The following is a 17,375-nucleotide window of genomic DNA, read 5'->3' as shown; positions in this document are numbered from 1 at the left end:
ATTTTTTATACTAGTTCCTCTTATGGGGCCCTTATTTAACACAAATTGTCCCAATTAACAGTCTATTTAAATCCATCTATAGTTAAAGATGTTACAAGAAAAATTTTTTAATAGAAAAGGAGAATGTGAATAATGGGCAAGCAAAAGTATAAAAAGTATTTTGCTGTGATGATGACCACGGCTCTTCTTGCAGTCCCAACTCTACAAGCATTTGCCGATGATTCGGGCAAGGCTGGCGATGGCAAAGCTGCCATTACAAATCTGCAGGGTGTAAATGCAAAAGCAAGTACTGGAAAACATGTGATTACCCTCATTACTGGTGATGTTGTAACGGTGACAGAGCTTGCAGATGGACAAAGCGTGATTAACGTGGAACCTGCAACTGCTGGCGGTGGTGCACGAATTTTGACAGTGGACAAAGGTACATATGTCATACCTGACCAAGCAATGCCCTATTTAGCTTCTGGTTTCTTAGATCAGGATTTATTTAATGTTACTGCACTCATTAAAGATGGTTATGATGACGCAACACTGAAGACTTTACCTGTTATCGTGCAATATTCAGAAGCAAAATCTCGTTCAGGAGCGTTACCAACACCAAAGGGTTCTAAAAAGACCCATGTACTTGAAAGTATAAATGGTTTGGCACTTTCTACAGAAAAAAAGGACACAAAAAAGTTCTGGCAGGACATTAAGCAGAAGCAGAAGACTGCAAAAACCTCAAAAGCCATGTTGACTCCTGGAATTGAAAAAATCTGGCTGGATGGCCGTGTGGAAGCCACACTTGAACAGAGTGTACCTCAGGTTGGGGCTCCTATTGCTTGGGAATCCGGTTACGACGGTAGTGGCGTAAAAGTTGCAGTGCTTGATACAGGAATCGATGCAGAACATCCGGATATCGCAAGTCAACTGGTTGATGCAAAGAGCTTCGTTCCAAATGAAGATGTACGTGACTATCATGCCCACGGTACTCATGTAGCTTCAACAGTACTTGGGACAGGTGCTGTCTCAGAGGAAAAAAATAAAGGGGTCGCCCCAGGTGCAGACCTGCTTGTAGGAAAAGTCCTTAGTAATGAAGGATTTGGCTTAGATTCTTGGATTATCGATGGGATGGAATGGGCGGCTCAGAATGCCAAAATTGTTAATATGAGTATAGGCAGTAACGAGCCTAGCGATGGAACCGACCCAATGGCTCAAGCCGTAAATAACTTAACTTCTGAAACAGGGGCGCTGTTTGTCATTGCTGCTGGTAATACAGGTATGGAAGGAATAAATTCACCTGGTTCGGCAGCTTCTGCTTTAACAGTTGGCGCAGTGGACAAATCTGATCATCTTGCCTGGTTCTCATCAAAAGGGCCACAAAATGGAATATCGGGATTAAAGCCTGACCTCACGGCACCTGGTGTAGGAATTCTAGCTGCCCGCTCTCAATTTAGTAATGGCAGCGGTTCGTATATGACGATGGATGGTACATCAATGGCAACCCCTCACGTTGCTGGAGCAGCGGCTATTCTAGCGCAGCGTCATCCTGATTGGACAGGAGCACAGCTGAAAGAGGCACTGATGAGTACAACCAAGAAGCTAGACCATATTAAGCCATTTGAAGGCGGTACTGGGCGTCTTGACGTTGCTGCTGCCACATTGGGTACTGTCCGTGCGACAGGGTCGCTGGACTTCGGATTCTATGACTGGCCGCATGAAGGTGACAGTATGGTTGAGAAAAACATCACGTATATAAACGACGGCGACCAGGCTGTTACACTAGACCTTTCTACCGTAATAACAGATAGCAATGGTGCAGAAGTACCTTCTGTCTTGCTTACACTTTCAACAGACAAAGTGACAATTGAGGCTAAGAGCAGTGCGGAAGTTAAAGTAACTCTTGATCCACAACTTGGTACTCTTGGCGCCCGCTATCAAGGACATATTTCAGCTAATCTTAATGGACAGACAGTTGCTCATACTTCTTTAGGCATGATAAAGGAAGAAGAGAAATATTCTCTCACCCTAAATGCAACAGATCGCGACGGGACACCTGCTGAAGCTTACTTTTATCTTCTTGGACCGAATGGCGTTCCAGAATTTATGTCCGTTAACGGGACAAGGGAACTGAGATTGCTGCCAGGTACCTATTCCGTTATGGGTTGGATAGAGGTTGATAACGATACAGATCACCGCGGTATTGCACTTGTCGGTAATCCAGAAATCAACCTGAGCGGTCCACAGACCGTTGAACTAGACGCTCGTAAGGCAGAAGCGATTGAGGTAAACGTTCCAAATAAAACAGAAGCCATTTATCGAAAATTGGAATATTACCGCAACACTGGAGAATCATCTATAAATGATATTTACATCATGCCTGTATGGGCGGATAACATGTATGCACAGCCTACTAAAGAAGTAGAAAAAGGAGAATTCACTTTGGCCACTCGCTGGCGCCTGGCTGAACCGATGTTGACAATCAACTTCCAAGGCAAAGAGCTGGATGATATCCCTCAGGCAGGAAGTACGCTTTTAAAAGGTACACACAATTTAGAGACTGTGTATGCAGGAAAAGGAGCTCCAGAGGATTATACTGGTCTTAATGTAAAGGACAAGGCCGTAGTCGTTCTTCGCAGTGATGAAGTATCAGGCTCAGAACGTGCTGCAGCAGCATTAGCAGCTGGTGCAAAGCTGTTAATTACCGTAAATGATGGACCACAGGAGCTAAGTGAGTGGGTTGGAATTGAAAATGAAGATTTTTCACTTTCTGATACACCTCTAGCTGTTGCCGGTATTAGCGGTACGGAAGGTCAACAGCTTGTGGAGGCAGCGAAGGCCGGAAAAGTAACACTAAATATTAAAGGTAAACCAGACACTGAATTCGTTTATGACCTTGTTGACATGCACCATGATGCTGTACCGAGCGATTTAACGTATTCACCAAAAAACAAAGATCTTGTTAAAATCGATAGCAAATATAAATCAGATCGTCCGGCACCAGGAGCGGAATTCCGTTATGATATCCTGAGTCACAGTCACCATGGAGTTGGTTTCCTGCGACAGCTATCACTGCCTTCTGTTCGAACCGAATGGGTATCCGCCCAAGAAGGCACATCTTGGTACCATCAGGCTACTATACTTGACGCACAATGGGAAGTACGTCAGCCGAAAGTGGCTTACACACCTGGTCAGAAACTAGAGGAAGAATGGTTTTCACCAGTCGTCCGACCACGCCTTGGAGACGGTTTCTGGCCCCCTTACCGTGACAGAAATTACTTTGTTCTTAACATTCCGGCATGGGCTGATTCAGGGATCGGACACACTGGAGCAGACATGAATTATCCTGGAGAGCAAACGTTAGAATTTTATCGTGGAGATACGCTCGTGAAAAAAGCAAACGGACAGGCAATCTATTCATTTGTAGAACAACCCGAGGAAAACACGAAGTATAGAATCGTAAGTAATGCTACTCGTAATCCAGAACGCTGGAAGACATCTGTTCGTACCCATACCGAGTGGACATTCTGGTCAAAAAAGGCAGAAGAATCTCGTGTAGCTCTGCCGCTTCTTTCACTGGATTATAAAATTGATACTGACATGAACGGTAACGCTATTGCAGGCAAAACAACAAAGCTTGGCCTATCCGCGGTTCAAATTGCTGGTGCACCAGGAAACGGAGTTGTGGAAGGTGCTTCCCTTGAAGTTTCGTTTGACGAAGGCCTGACATGGGAAAAAGTTGATTTAACTGCTGAAGACAACGGTTGGACAGCAAGTATTAAATATCCAAACAAAGCTGGAATGACTGTCTCCCTTCGTGCAAGCGCTTGGGATGACAAAGGCAATAGTATCAAACAAGAAATAATTAAAGCTTATGGACTAAGGTAAGTTTTAGGGGCCAGTTTTCACAACTGGTCTCTTTTTGTGGATAGAAAGACAAAAGATATGGAAGTATATAACTAACTTGTCATTAAAATGTTAGGAGGATGAACATTGCAGAAGAAAACTTTGTTTAAGCTTCCACTAATTATTGTTTTTCTAACTGTTACATTTTTCGTAAATAGCGACCAAGAGAAAGAAATTCACGCATTTTCGAACCAGGTACTTCAACAAGGCTCGTCTGGTGAAGATGTGATTGAGCTGCAATCGCGCCTCTCTTATAATGGCTTTTATAAAGGTAAGATTGACGGGGTTTTTGGATGGGGTACATATTGGGCAGTTCGGAATTTTCAAGATCAGTTTGGTCTTCCTGTTGATGGGATGGTAGGGGCAAAAACGAAGGCCATGCTTGTAAAAGCAACAAAATATGAAAAGCAAGGTAATTCAGGTGGTACTGGTGCCAATGTTCCAAATGGGTATAGCCAAAACGATATCCAATTGATGGCGAACGCCGTATACGGAGAATCACGCGGAGAACCCTACATAGGTCAAGTCGCTGTGGCAGCCGTTATTTTAAACCGAGTTCAGAGTGCCTCTTTTCCAAACAGTGTCGCAGGTGTCATCTATGAACCTGGAGCCTTCACTGCTGTAGCCGATGGGCAAATTAATTTAACACCAAATGAAACCGCAAAAAAAGCCGTATTGGATGCAGTTAATGGATGGGACCCAACTGGCAATGCCATTTATTATTTTAATCCTGATACCGCGACAAGCAGCTGGATATGGAGCCGTCCACAAATTAAGAAAATTGGTAAACATATTTTTTGTAAATAAATAGAAAACTGTCATCTACAATTGAATTATGATGACAGTTTTTTAGTCTATGGCTTTATAATTCCCTGCTCCTTCGCTTTAAAAACGGCTTTGTGCCTTCCTGTCACTTCTAATTTGGAATAAATATTTGAAATATAATTCTTAACGGTTCCTTCAGTCAGGAAAAGCTTTCTGGCTATTTCACGATTGGTTAGCCCTTTCGAAAGTTCCTCTACTATTTCTACTTCTCTTTCCGTGAGTCCAAAATCTTTACGATTACTTTTTTCCTCTATTACTTTTTCCGTTGGGGTAATCCATTGTGTAATTAACTGCTTCGCAATCTCCTGCGTAATCAGCGTCCCACCGTGATGGACAAGCCTGATTCCTGCTGCAAGATCTTTTGGATGAATGGCTTTTAATACATATCCCTCTGCTCCAGCTGCCAAAGCGTCCCGAACATACCCTATTTCCTCAAAGGTTGTTAAAACCATTACCTTTACAGACGGAAATAGGCTTTTAATTTGAGCTGTGGCGTCGACCCCATTCATTTCAGGCATATGAATGTCCATCAGTACTACATCCGGAGAAAGCTTTTTCGTTAACTCCAATGCGACTTTTCCATTTTCAGCTGTTCCGACAATTTCAAAGTCAGTTTCCCCTCCCAATACAATCGCAAGGCTTGCCGTAATCAGTTCCTGGTCATCCACTAGTAACACTTTTATCATCTTGTATAACCCCCTCCCTAAAACGGCTTATATTCACAGGTAAAAAACAAGTAACAACCGTTCCTTCATTTCCCTTTGATTCAATGCTCAATCGACCTTGGAGTGATTCCAACCGCTCCTTCATTCCATTAAGACCAAAACCAAAGCTTACCTCTCGAATGCCTATGCCATTATCCTGTATCAAAAGGATCAAATGAGAAAAATCGGCCTTTAGTGTAATCATAATCTCATTGGCATTGCCATGGCGGATGGCATTAGTTAGTGATTCCTGAAGGCACCTTATTAGAGTAATGGTTGCTTGAGAGGATATATTGATTTCATGTAGGCCTATATGTTCAAAATGGATATTAGTTTTCGTATGTAAGGCAAATTCATCCGCAATTTTTTTTAGCTGAGAAGGTACATCTTCCCTATCTTCACTTGGAGATATTTGATGAATTTGAGTTCGAATTTCTCGTAAAGATTTCCTCATCACATCACTTAACACATCTACTTGTTCTTGTGCTTTTTCCGGAGATGTTTTCATTAGATACGAGGCCGCGTCAAGTCCCATAATAACAGATGTAAAGGTATGTCCTACCGTATCATGGAGATCTCGTGCCAAGCGATTTCGCTCCTCCAATAACGTGACCTTTTCAATTTGCCTAGCATATTCCTTCAAAAGTTGATTCTGCCTTCGGTTTTCAACAAGCAGCCTTTGCGTCCTCTTCTCGGCTTCAATAACGTTTGCCACTGCTATACCAATGCCATAGAAGAAAAAACCATCTATAACGCCAAGGCCCAAATGGTTTAATCCAACTGCAAGCACAGCAAGGAACGGAACAAGGGAAAATCCCGCCCAAAACCACCAACGTTCCTTCCCAGGATTACTATAAATACCCGCACAGAGGGCAGGATAGGCCAAGAAGGATGAATACTCCCCTAACAAATAACAGCCGACAATTAAAAACAGTCCGCTGAAAATTAATTCAAGTAAAGGATAGTTTTTGACACCGAAACTATCAATCTTAATTCCTAACCATTGTGGAATTAAGAACGCGGCAAAGAACAACGGCAGGATTAGCCAGAAGAAAGGCATGGAGGAAAGAAATATAGCTAGAAATAATAAATGAAGGACAAACCAGCCTATTCTAGTTATTTGTGCCGTTTTATAAACCCAATGGGATTCTTGCCGAATTGGCAGCATAATGAGCACCTTCAATCTTCTGATTTAATCACTTACTATATTCCACACCGCTTCATATTTCCCTTTTTTTCCGTTAAAGGCTGTCTGTCATAAAAGTCATATGACCCCCTTATGACCAAGTTCACTTTTAGGTATGACCGTTTCTCGCAGATAATGAGGATACAAATTGAAGAAAAGGGGAAAAACAAATGAAAAAATTTTTATATCGTTATAGTTTGGTTTTATTTCTTGTAGTACTGATTGGCAGAGGCTTAATAGGAATGCTTGCCGTAAAGGGGATTCAATCGTTTAACCCTTCACTTACGGTTGAAAAAGATTTAGGTTGGTTAATCATGCTAATCTATGCAACCACTGTTTTCTTAGCAGTAAAATGGGTGAAAATTGACAAAGAAATCGGATTGAAAATGCCTTCCTTAACAAAAGAATGGTATGTTTGAGTACCAGCACTCGTTATCCCTGCCACATTGGCCTTCTATCTTGGTTTTAATTCAACATTGGGGCATATTCCGCTATTGCTGATTGCTGCTGTAGGTGTTGCAGTGAATGAAGAAATTTTATTTAGAGGTATTCTTCTTCGAGCGATATTACCATTTGGTAAAGCAGTTGCGATTATTGTTCCTTCACTTTTATTTGGTACTGCACATCTCGGTAATATCTTTGTTGGCGGGGATGTAACATATGCACTTTTTCAGTTTGGATGGACGTCTTTTGCTGGTATGGCCCTTACAGCGATGGTTTTAGCAAATAAGAGCTTACTTCCAGCTATTCTCTTCCACTTTGTGTTAGATGCAGTAGAGTATGGTACCACAGGCGCTTACGGTGTTCATAGTACAGAGTATTCACTGAAATGGTTAAGTATATTTTTACTGCTCAACTTAGCATTTTTACTATACTCACTCATTATTTTAAAAAAATCCAAAAACCAGCAAATTAATCATACAGTCACACCTTTGTAAAAATAAATAGGGCTGACCTTCAAGGAGGATTATTTCCATCCACCCTTTTGGTCAGCTTCTTTATTTCAGCAACTCTAGAGCGAAGTTTAGAAAACAATCGTTTTGTTTTGATGGACTATAATTCGGTCTTCAATATGCCATTTTACCGCTCGAGCCAAAACACTTCTTTCCACTCTACGACCAATTTTTTTCAAATTATCGACATCATCACGGTGATCGACACGGGCAATATCCTGCTCAATAATCGGCCCTTCATCTAAATCATTGGTAACATAATGGGAGGTTGCTCCGATTAACTTTACACCGCGGGCATGGGCACGCTCATACGGCCTGGCACCGATAAACGCCGGTAAAAAGGAATGATGGATATTAATGATTTTCTTTGGATTTGCCGCAACAAATTTAGGAGTCAGGATTTGCATATACCGAGCTAATATCACTAAATCAATTTCATATTCCTTTAATAACTCAAGCTGCTTCTCTTCCACCTGTTCACGAATATCCTTATTCGCAGGAATATAGTAAAACGGGATATTCAAGCCTTCCACAGCATCCCTTGCTTCCTCATGGTTACTTATCACAAGCGCAATATCCGCCATTAAATCACCACTTTGCCATTCCCATAGCAATTCAAGCAAACAGTGAAGCTCCTTCGACACAAAGATTGCCGCTTTCTTCACATGATAGACATGCGTTAATTTCCAATCCATTGAAAACTTCTCAGCAATCGCAGCAAACTGACCTTCCATATCCTTTGCCTTTTCCTTTAAACCCGGGCATTCAAATTCAATTCGGATAAAAAATACTCCGCCTTCCGGATTGGTAGAATATTGACTGGACTCTATAATATTGGCTTGATACGAAAATAAAAACTGTGAGATGGCTGAAACAATGCCTGGCTGATCCGGACAACTGACAAGCAAACGGCCACGATTACGGTTCTCTTGTTGAAACTTTTCAAGTTGATCCTTTATATATGTATTCATTTTCTATCTCCTCTAACATTATTAGAAAGAATTATACAGCAGAAAGCCTTTATAAGCTAAGTATTTTTGAAAATTCTAATTTTAGTTCACAAACAATTAATGGTAAAATTTATTAAAAGGAGGTTGTCTGTGATATGAAAATCGCTTTCATTTCTGACATACACGGGAATGCTATCGCACTTGATGCTGTTCTTAAGGATATCGAGAAGCAAGGAATTGATAGAATATATGTGTTAGGTGACATCTGTTACCGTGGACCGGAACCGAAACGCTCTCTCGATTTAGTCCGCTCTTTACATACTGATGTGATAAAAGGAAATGCCGATGAATGGGTGGTACGCGGTGTCAGGGAAGGTGAGGTGTCTGATAAGGCACTAGAGTTAATGAATCTTGAACGCCAATGGATTGTGGAGCACCTAGAACCAGCAGACATCGATTATTTAGAGAACCTGCCTGCTCAATTAAATCTCACCATCGAAGATGTTGAGATTTCAGCCTTCCACGCTACTCCGACGAGTTTATTTGATATCGTCCTCCCTAACGCGGATGACAACCAAATCGAAACGAGTTTAATTCAGGCGCAAACTGCACAGGTTTTCGTATATGCACATATCCACAAGCCATATATTAGATATCTAAATGGCAAAGTCATTATGAACATTGGCAGCGTGGGTTTACCATTCGATGGCCTGACAAAATCATCCTATGGACTTGTTGAAGTCCAGGACGGACATATAAAAACATCCATCAGAAGAGTAAATTATGATTTCGAAAGTGTCGCAGCACTGTATCATGAAGTCCATTATCCAAATGCAGAAATGATGAGTAAAGTGATACGGACTGCAAAAATTTAAAGACAAAATCGCTGTTCACTTTATGGCAGCGGTTTTCTTTGAATATAGAAAAAGGAGTTTTTTAAAATGCAGTTATTTGTAAGGAATCTGACGGAAGAATATGCAAAACAGATACTGAATTGGAGATACGAACCACCCTACGATTTTTATAACAATGAAGAAACCTCTGAATCTCTGAACGAATTACTAGAGAACCCCTATTATGCCGTTTTGAATCAATTCGATGAACTCGTTGGGTTCTTTTGTATTGGAAGCGCAGCCCAAGTCCCATTCGGTTCTACAGTTGGCGCCTACAATGAGGATATGAAAGATATCGGTATTGGCATGAATCCTGCGATTACCGGACAGGGGTTTGGGACACCATTCTTCACGTATATCCTTTCGTATATTCAAGAAACCTATCAGTTGGATTCAATCAGATTGACAGTAGCAAAGTTTAATCAAAGAGCCATTCATCTTTATACCAAACTTGGATTTGTTAAAAAAGTGGAGTTTAATAGAGGAACAACTGAATTCATTACGATGGTTAAGCATTATTAATAGATTAGGGCCGGAGTCAATACGTTCTCCGGCCTTATTTGAATTTTCCTTTTAAGCCCTTCTGTTCAGGAGTAAAGAACGTTTCGACCATTTCCACACTAGTTGGTCTGCTAAAATAATATCCCTGCATGTTATGGCAGCCAATACTGCATAAAAATTGATATTGCTCTAACTCTTCAACTCCCTCTGCTACCACATTCATTCCAAGGTTTCTTCCCATTGCCACTAATGTTCGACAGACAGAACGCTGATTTTTATTCTCTAACCCTTCAATAAAGGATTTATCAATTTTTATCGTATTAAATGGATATTGAACGAGATAACTAATGGACGAGTAACCAACCCCAAAATCATCAAGAATGATGTCGACTCCTTTATCCTGTAATTCTTTTATCGTGTGCAATGTTTGCTGGACATTGGTCATCGCTGTTCTTTCTGTGATTTCAATTTTTAACAGATTAGCAGGTAACTGATGGCGTGCTAAAGCGTCCTTAACACTTTCAAGAAAAGATTCCAAATTAATTTGCCTCGCAGGTACATTAATAGAGACATAGAATGGTGGCAAGTTCATATCTGTCCATATTTTACGTTGTCTACAGGCAGTCTCCAATACCCAATTGCTTAATTTTATGATTAAATCTGACTCTTCGGCAATTTGGATAAATTCTCCTGGTGATATCGCCCCTAAAACGGGGTGCTGCCAACGCAGAAGTGCTTCTACCCCGATCACCTGTTTTCCATACACATCAACGATTGGTTGATACACCAGATATAATTCATTCTTTTCTATGGCTTTATGAAGGTATTGCTCTAGCAGCAGTTTTCGTGATAGACTTTTCGCCATTCCTAATTCATAGGACTGTATTCCTACTCCGCTTTCCTTTGCAAGGTACATCGCTTGGTCTGCCTTCTGAATTAATCCTTCTGCCTCATACCCATGATCAGGAAAAATACTCATTCCAATACTGGCATTGAGTACATATTCATGACCAAGGAGTCCGATTGGTTCTGCAATTATTCTATTAATTCTGGCTGCTGCTTCATGAAGTTCCTCCTTTGTGTTCACGTTATTTAGCAAGATGACAAACTCATCCCCGCCTTGACGTGAGATTGTATCATCACTCTCCAAACTGCCCTTCAACCGGTCTGCAATAACCTGTAAAACCTTATCTCCCATTTTGTGACCAAGAGAATCATTGATATATTTAAATCGATCGAGATCCAAGAATAGTACCCCGACCTTTATTTTCTTTTCCTTTGCTTCATTTAACGTTTTATGAAGCTCATAATCCAATTTCCTTCGGTTTGGCAGACCTGTCAAAGAATCATGAAAAGCTAAATACGTTAATTTTTCCTCTGCTTTTTTCCTCTTTGTACTATCCACAACGATTTGATCAATCCTCTTAATACCAGTAATAATAGTATCCCAATTCCGAGTAGTAGAAGGTGAAAGATTCTTTTCATTTGCTGTGCTGGTAATATAGCCGCAAATACCTAGAATTACACCATCTACTTTAACGGGAATAGAAAGAATATTTACATCTATTACTTGACCGTTCCGATTTCTAATCTTTGTTTGAATACTCTTCCTTTCTCCTTTGAGGACAGTATTAATATGCTCAATCGTCTTATCAATCTCTTCTTCTTCTAAAAACGTGACAAAATTCCATTGATAATCAGGATGTCTTTCACAACCTGTTAATTCTTGAACAGCTTCATTCGAAAAAACAATACTGCCCTCCAAATCCATTACGTAACATGGATAGGGCATAGCTAAAAGTAAGGGTTTACATCCTTCGACGAAAGTACTTAAATCTGAATTTTTAATCTCATATCTCAAGAGAAATCTCCTTTCTACGTTCCGGAGAATCAAACATCTGCTTAATGAGACGATATACCATATTCCCGCATATAGCTGTGATAGATATCAACAAACTCAGACATTTTTTTCACCTTCTATAACTAATCAAACGTTTGATTAAAAGCGCTCAATCTCATTTAAAGAAAGCCTATATTAATTTCCTAGAAAATAACCTGTCGAAATAAAGCAGGTCAGTTTGATAGAAACCAGTCGAAAACAAAAGCAGATACTAATGACAAGCTTTTCGTTTTTTCCCATTCCCTTTTTGATAAAGTTAATTATCGAAACGTGTTTAGTGCTTTTGTCTCTATTTTTCAAGTTAAGCACTGTAAAATAAATCATTTGTATTATTGTGAGTGTAAGCGTTTAACATTATAATCAGTATAACAATTGGAAAACAGAAATATTAATCTACAACTACTACTAGGGAGTGGATTTTATGGACGAGCAGGGTAATTTCGCCTATGGACTAGTTTGGGGCACTTCATTAAGTGTACCACTATGGATTGCGTTTTTCGGTTGGATAAAAATAATCATTCATTTTATATTTTAGGCCATATAAAAAATACCCTTGCCCGGAAACGGACAAGGGTTTGTTGTTTAATACTGCTGATTGTTATGCCATCTCCAAGCATCTGCAATAATCTGTTCCAAATTCCGCTCTGCTTTCCAGCCTAATTGATTGTAAATCTTTTGTGAAGAAGCTACCAGTCTTGCTGGATCTCCAGCACGACGATCAGCCATTTCAACATTCGCTTTTACCCCGGTTACTCTTTCACACGTCTCTATAACCTCTTTTACCGAATAGCCAAGACCATTTCCTAAATTATAAATCTCTGCACTTTTCTTTCCACTTAATAAAGCCTCTAATGCAAGGATATGGGCGCTTGCTAAATCAGTAACATGAATGTAATCGCGAATACATGTACCGTCAGCCGTGTCATAATCACAGCCGAAAACAGCCACTTTTTCACGTTGACCTAAAAGCTGTTGAAGAATGATAGGAATTAAATGCGTTTCTGGGTCATGACTTTCACCAATTTTAGAAGATTCATGTGCCCCAGCCGCATTAAAATACCGTAGAATTACATAGTTCAAACCATATGCCTTCGAAAAATCAGAAAGCATTTGCTCTATCATTAATTTAGAATGGCCATAAGGATTGATAGGAGCTGTGACGGTTTGTTCATTAATAATCTCAACATTTGGGATACCATATGTAGCCGCAGTAGAAGAGAAAATAAAGTTCTTAATATTGTTTTTCATCATTACTTTTAGAAGCGTTAACGTAGCTGCGACATTATTTTCATAATATTTAAGAGGATCAACCACAGACTCTCCTACTAGGCTAAAAGCAGCAAAATGCATAACAGCCTTAATGGGATAACTAGAGAAAATCATTTGCAGGTCTTCTTCATTTCCGAGATCTCCCTGTACAAAAATGGCTCTTGTATCGATCGCTTCACGATGACCTGTAGACAGGTTATCTAGTACAATTACCTCTTCCTTTTCCACTAATTCCTTAACAAGATGACTGCCGATATAACCAGCACCGCCAACAACGAGAATCATTGTCATTTCCCCTTATACAAAAAATTTTTCTTATAAGTTTCATTTTATCACAAAATCATTGTAACAAATCCACCCCCCATTACGTCCAAAACTTGAATGTTGTAAATATTGGAAACCCGAAAAGCGGAAGCGCCTTGCCAGGGGCGACAGGCATAAGACGAGCCGGCGAGAAGGTTGTTCTTTAACCTTCTTGACGGATTGTCAGAAATGTGGAGGCGACTGCCCTGGGACGAAGGCATAAGACGGCCACTGCAAGAAGGCGCTTTTTGCCTTCTTCAGGGGGCGGCTTATGACTCGAGTCCCAAGGAGCCGAAACTAGACACGCTTATGACCCCGAGCCCCTAGGCGCTGGAGCTAGACAGTAACCTAAGTTCATAGTTGCTTTCTTATCTTTCAGGTAGGTTGAAAAGGGGGAATATTTAGAATATAATTTTTTTTGCGGGAAACTACTTCTATTATACAAATGTAATGACTTTGAATGAGAAATGAGGTGGGAGATTTTGAGGTTAATTAGATTATTTACATACTATCTACTTGGAATGGTATCTATATTTTGTGTGAGTATTTTTCCACAATATTTTTCCACTAGAGGAACTCCAGAATCAACAGGGTATTTTGCACAATTATTCTCGTTTGGGAAGGACTTAATGAAACCAGAGTCTTGGGTCTATCAATTCGAAAGGTCGCAAGCGGGTGGTGCTCCAATGATGGAGATTATGGGGCCGGCATTTATTTATTCCATGCAAATCCTGTTAGGTGCTCTTTTGGCAGGCTTTAGTATTGCCCTTTTTCTCGCATTGGGGTCGGCCTTTTTACCTAAAATCGTGCTTAGTCCCATCAAGAGATTACTTGATGTGTTGGAATCTGTTCCAGACTTGATACTCGCTACCTTATTACAAGTATTATCGATTATGATCTTTAAGTCGTTTGGAGTGGATTTATTTCGGGTCGCCAGCTTTACCGAAAAGGCCTACTTTGCTCCGATTGTCACGTTGGCGATTTTACCGCTTGTATCCATGTTCAAAATCCTTCTCCTTATGATTGAGGAAGAGTTTTTGAAGGTATATGTCACCTTTATAAAAAGCAAAGGGATAGACAAATTAAATATCTTAATTAGACATATCTTAAAAAATATCATGCCCCTTTCGTTTCATCATATCAAGATTATTATTTGGGGAACACTTTCTAGCCAATTTATCATTGAGCGTGTGTTTAACGTCCACGGACTAACCTTCTACTTACTTGATAACTTCAAACCTATAACCATTTTTGTTACTTTGGGTCTTATTTTTACACCTTTTTACTTTCTGTTCCAATTAGTAGATATTTGGCTTAAAGAAGACCTGCCATTATCTTATGAAACAAGACGGAGATCCTGGTGGCAAATATCACGCATTGGAAATATGGTGGAGGGAACAAAGAGGTTTTTTGAAAACATCCTTTATTCTATTAAATCGATTAACCTAAGAAAATTATCGCCTTTCCGTCCATTCATCAATGCATTCTTTACTTTTTACCGTCATATGAAAAATTGGAAATTTGCAATTGGAGCTTTATTTTTCATAGTAACCATCAGTTATAGCATTATTTATTCGGTCACAACTGATAATCATGTTGACCAAGTAAGACTTTATTATTCAGAAGACGGTGTAAAGCTGCTGAGTGCAATGCCGCATGCTCCCACAAAGCCCTTTTTCTTTGGTTCCGATAAATTAGGGTTCAGCCTTTTTGACCAATTAGTCATTGGCGCGAAATATACGCTGATCTTTGCTTTACTTATCGCCTTATTGCGTGTAGTTGGCGGGCTTTTGTTTGGTGTTATTTATGCCTTTTATTTAGGACCCCGCACCCAGCAATGGCTTGCAAAGTTAATCGATTCGATTCATTTCCTGCCATTAAGCTTGGTGGCATATATTCTGTTGGCGCCGATCTTAATGCCGGCATTTACCGGTTTTGGCTATGAATTTACCTATACGTTTACCGAACGGATTTTACTTGAAATGTTCATTTTAACCATCCTGGTCGTTCCGTTAACGAGTGTTCTACTAGGAAAAGAGATAAAGCGAGTTCTTGACTATGAATTCATTGCAAGTGCGCGCGTTTTAGGCGGGAGCAGATTTCATCTCTTCTGGCGGCACATCTTCCCGCATATTGGTGCCCGTTTAACGATCTTATTAGGAACACAATTTATCCAAGTTCTATTAATTTTTATCCATTTAGGGATCTTTAAATTTTTCTTTGGCGGGACCAAACTAGACTTTGATCCAATGGGTGCGGATCCGCCGATGTCGATTACCCATGAATGGTCTGGATTAATTGGGGAGTTAGGAAGAACAACCATTGCTTCAGGTCGCTACTGGTACTTGTGGATCTTAGCGGCTTTCATGATGGCGATTTTTGCAATGCAGCTGATTATCCAAGGAGTAAAAGAAGTTCAGCAAGTAAAAGTCGGAGTGTTATATAAACTTCCAAAAGCTCAAAAGAAAAAAGCTAAACATACACATGAAGTTCCTTCCTATCAAGTTACAAAGGATAGTTTTAAAGTGATTGGAAATGAGTCTAATAGTACTCTCGAACCTGGTGTGGGTACAACGTTCGACCGAAAAATAAAACCAAAGTTTAAACGAGGGTTTGAACGTGGAATGTAATATCGAACCAGTGCTCGAGCTAGATTCAAACAAAAGAAGAACCCCGTACACTTAGTTTTGTACGGGGTTTATTTTTGCAAGAATAGCATTGTACGTCTCAATCGCAAATTCCTTGAAAGGCAAGTATGGGATATTTTCGAATTTCTTCACTGCCAATTCGGCAGATTGAAGCGCATTTTCCATTTCGCCAAGTTTAAAATGGCATAAAGCTTTGTATGAATAACGAACATAAAAAAGTGATAAATCAAATGGATGGTGAGTAGTGGTCGGAGTCTCTACTTTTTCAAATTCATGTATCGCTTCCGTAAATTTTCCAAGACCATAAAAAGCCTTTCCTTTTTCCATTCTATAAAGCCACTCCACCACTTCTTCTTCTTGGGGGTTGCCTAAGTACTGGTCAAGGATTTCAAGCGCCCTGGCGTACTCTTTGTTTTCAGCAATTAAAGTCATAGCAATGAGCAGATTATGAACGAGGATGGATAATGTATCCTCAGCAAACTCACCGTATTGCTTTAACTTACGTAAATAAAGCTCTCTCTTTTCTTTATCACGAAACATCATGGCCTGTCCGGCACCGATTCTGTATAAATCATCCGTACGATAAAAGATTCGGTGCTTTTTTGAAAAAATTAAAGCATTTTCCATCACATGAGAGGCCGTCTCATACTCACCAACCGCAAAATAAAGAATAGCTTCTGTATAGTCAAGGTCAACCTGTGTCATGGGGTCGATATAGACATGATTGGATTCAATTTCCGTTCGTTCGCTCAGTAAGATCTCTAATGCGTTGGAATAATCATGTTCAATGAACTTTACCATAGAACGAAATATGGCAATTTGCGCTCGATTAGCTGTTACATTCATCTTGTCATACATAGTCGCAGCTTGGTTAGATAACTCTTCCCAGCCAAAACGCTTTTCTTCATATAGACTCCTGCTGTAAATGTCTAACAATCGTGCTGCCTCATACCCTTGGGGAAGGTTTTTTATATAGGGTTCCAGCAGGGTTAAAAGCTGTTTATACTTATCTGTTGCTTTTTCCTTTTTTTCATTGTACAGCTTTTCTGCTTTTTCAAGAACCTCTCTTAATTCCAATGTACTGACTTCCTCTAATAAATCAGTTACTTCCACCCCTAATCCCTCAGCAATATAGGCAAGGCTCTCCATAGAGGGCTGTGCTTTATTGTTCTCGATTAAGCTAAGCATGCCCTTGGTAAGTCCTAGTCCTGCTAGTGCTTCAAGCGTCAGCTTTTTCTGCTTTCGCAATTTTCGTATTCGGTCCCCTAACATGTAAAGAGCAACTCCTTAAAACGTTTCTTTGTTTAATTATATTAAACTTACCCATAATTTGAAAGATATAAACGAGATAAAAATAA

At 40.0% G+C, this 17,375-nt stretch carries 13 protein-coding genes; 7 read left to right on the top strand and 6 right to left on the bottom strand.

Going from position 1 to position 17,375, the window contains the following annotated elements:
- Positions 1–132 precede the first annotated feature (132 nt).
- Together F4694_RS01310 and sleB are read left to right on the top strand one after the other, a co-directional pair.
- Entirely contained in the window at positions 133–3,867 is a 3,735-nt protein-coding gene (locus F4694_RS01310) for a S8 family serine peptidase (protein WP_179595097.1), read from the top strand.
- A gap of 105 nt (positions 3,868–3,972) precedes the next feature.
- Entirely contained in the window at positions 3,973–4,692 is a 720-nt protein-coding gene (gene sleB / locus F4694_RS01305; protein WP_179595096.1) for a spore cortex-lytic enzyme, read from the top strand.
- A 47-nt stretch (positions 4,693–4,739) separates the two neighbouring features.
- Here the strand turns inward: sleB and F4694_RS01300 are convergent, their stop codons facing one another.
- Positions 4,740–5,396 carry a response regulator transcription factor gene (locus F4694_RS01300; protein ID WP_179595095.1) on the bottom strand — a complete coding sequence of 219 codons (657 nt, stop codon included), beginning with the start codon at positions 5,394–5,396 and terminating at the stop codon, positions 4,740–4,742.
- The gene (locus F4694_RS01295; protein WP_179595094.1) at positions 5,371–6,582 is read right to left on the bottom strand and encodes a sensor histidine kinase; all 1,212 of its coding nucleotides are present in this window, start codon (positions 6,580–6,582) and stop codon (positions 5,371–5,373) included. Before F4694_RS01295 ends, F4694_RS01300 begins: the two co-directional genes overlap by 26 nt.
- 188 nt (positions 6,583–6,770) lie before the next feature.
- On the opposite strand from F4694_RS01295, the gene F4694_RS01290 reads away from it, so the two are divergent.
- Complete coding sequence (locus F4694_RS01290; protein WP_179595093.1) at positions 6,771–7,019, top strand: hypothetical protein; 249 nt, start codon at positions 6,771–6,773, stop codon at positions 7,017–7,019.
- A 27-nt stretch (positions 7,020–7,046) separates the two neighbouring features.
- The gene (locus tag F4694_RS01285) at positions 7,047–7,538 is read left to right on the top strand and encodes a CPBP family intramembrane glutamic endopeptidase (protein ID WP_218895478.1); all 492 of its coding nucleotides are present in this window, start codon (positions 7,047–7,049) and stop codon (positions 7,536–7,538) included.
- Positions 7,539–7,624: 86 nt separating this feature from the next.
- On the opposite strand, the gene purU is transcribed toward F4694_RS01285, so the two are convergent.
- Positions 7,625–8,524 (bottom strand): formyltetrahydrofolate deformylase, encoded by a 900-nt coding sequence (gene purU / locus F4694_RS01280; protein ID WP_179595091.1) that lies wholly within the window; start codon positions 8,522–8,524, stop codon positions 7,625–7,627.
- Positions 8,525–8,658: 134 nt separating this feature from the next.
- Between purU and F4694_RS01275 the strand changes: the two genes are divergently transcribed.
- Together F4694_RS01275 and F4694_RS01270 are read left to right on the top strand one after the other, a co-directional pair.
- Positions 8,659–9,378 (top strand): metallophosphoesterase family protein, encoded by a 720-nt coding sequence (locus F4694_RS01275; RefSeq protein ID WP_179595090.1) that lies wholly within the window; start codon positions 8,659–8,661, stop codon positions 9,376–9,378.
- Between the two features lie 66 nt (positions 9,379–9,444).
- Positions 9,445–9,918, top strand: a complete 474-nt coding sequence (locus F4694_RS01270; RefSeq protein ID WP_179595089.1) for a GNAT family N-acetyltransferase — start codon at positions 9,445–9,447, stop codon at positions 9,916–9,918.
- A 34-nt stretch (positions 9,919–9,952) separates the two neighbouring features.
- Here the strand turns inward: F4694_RS01270 and F4694_RS01265 are convergent, their stop codons facing one another.
- Complete coding sequence (locus F4694_RS01265; RefSeq protein WP_179595088.1) at positions 9,953–11,758, bottom strand: sensor domain-containing protein; 1,806 nt, start codon at positions 11,756–11,758, stop codon at positions 9,953–9,955.
- Positions 11,759–12,379: 621 nt separating this feature from the next.
- On the bottom strand, positions 12,380–13,351 hold the full coding sequence (galE, locus tag F4694_RS01260) for a UDP-glucose 4-epimerase GalE (protein ID WP_179595087.1): 972 nt from the start codon (positions 13,349–13,351) through the stop codon (positions 12,380–12,382).
- A 500-nt stretch (positions 13,352–13,851) separates the two neighbouring features.
- On the opposite strand from galE, the gene F4694_RS01255 reads away from it, so the two are divergent.
- On the top strand, positions 13,852–15,999 hold the full coding sequence (locus F4694_RS01255) for an ABC transporter permease (RefSeq protein ID WP_179595086.1): 2,148 nt from the start codon (positions 13,852–13,854) through the stop codon (positions 15,997–15,999).
- 51 nt (positions 16,000–16,050) lie between these two features.
- Here F4694_RS01255 and F4694_RS01250 read toward each other — a convergent pair whose 3' ends face one another.
- Entirely contained in the window at positions 16,051–17,289 is a 1,239-nt protein-coding gene (locus F4694_RS01250; RefSeq protein WP_179595085.1) for a helix-turn-helix domain-containing protein, read from the bottom strand.
- Positions 17,290–17,375: the final 86 nt, after the last annotated feature.

Source organism: Neobacillus driksii (assembly GCF_013409995.1).
In the GTDB taxonomy this organism is placed as follows: domain Bacteria; phylum Bacillota; class Bacilli; order Bacillales; family Cytobacillaceae; genus Neobacillus; species Neobacillus driksii.
Note: the sequence above shows the minus strand (reverse complement) of the source record. Positions and strands in the feature narration are given on the sequence as shown.

What these genes read in the sequence shown, in the direction of transcription:
- galE (WP_179595087.1), bottom strand. Translation starts at nt 13,351, where the DNA reads ATGATTCTCGTTGTTGGCGGTGCTGGTTATATCGGCAGTCATCTTGTT.
- F4694_RS01310 (WP_179595097.1), top strand. Translation starts at nt 133, where the DNA reads ATGGGCAAGCAAAAGTATAAAAAGTATTTTGCTGTGATGATGACCACG.
- F4694_RS01290 (WP_179595093.1), top strand. Translation starts at nt 6,771, where the DNA reads ATGAAAAAATTTTTATATCGTTATAGTTTGGTTTTATTTCTTGTAGTA.
- F4694_RS01295 (WP_179595094.1), bottom strand. Translation starts at nt 6,582, where the DNA reads ATGCTGCCAATTCGGCAAGAATCCCATTGGGTTTATAAAACGGCACAA.
- purU (WP_179595091.1), bottom strand. Translation starts at nt 8,524, where the DNA reads ATGAATACATATATAAAGGATCAACTTGAAAAGTTTCAACAAGAGAAC.
- F4694_RS01250 (WP_179595085.1), bottom strand. Translation starts at nt 17,289, where the DNA reads ATGTTAGGGGACCGAATACGAAAATTGCGAAAGCAGAAAAAGCTGACG.
- F4694_RS01275 (WP_179595090.1), top strand. Translation starts at nt 8,659, where the DNA reads ATGAAAATCGCTTTCATTTCTGACATACACGGGAATGCTATCGCACTT.
- F4694_RS01270 (WP_179595089.1), top strand. Translation starts at nt 9,445, where the DNA reads ATGCAGTTATTTGTAAGGAATCTGACGGAAGAATATGCAAAACAGATA.
- F4694_RS01300 (WP_179595095.1), bottom strand. Translation starts at nt 5,396, where the DNA reads ATGATAAAAGTGTTACTAGTGGATGACCAGGAACTGATTACGGCAAGC.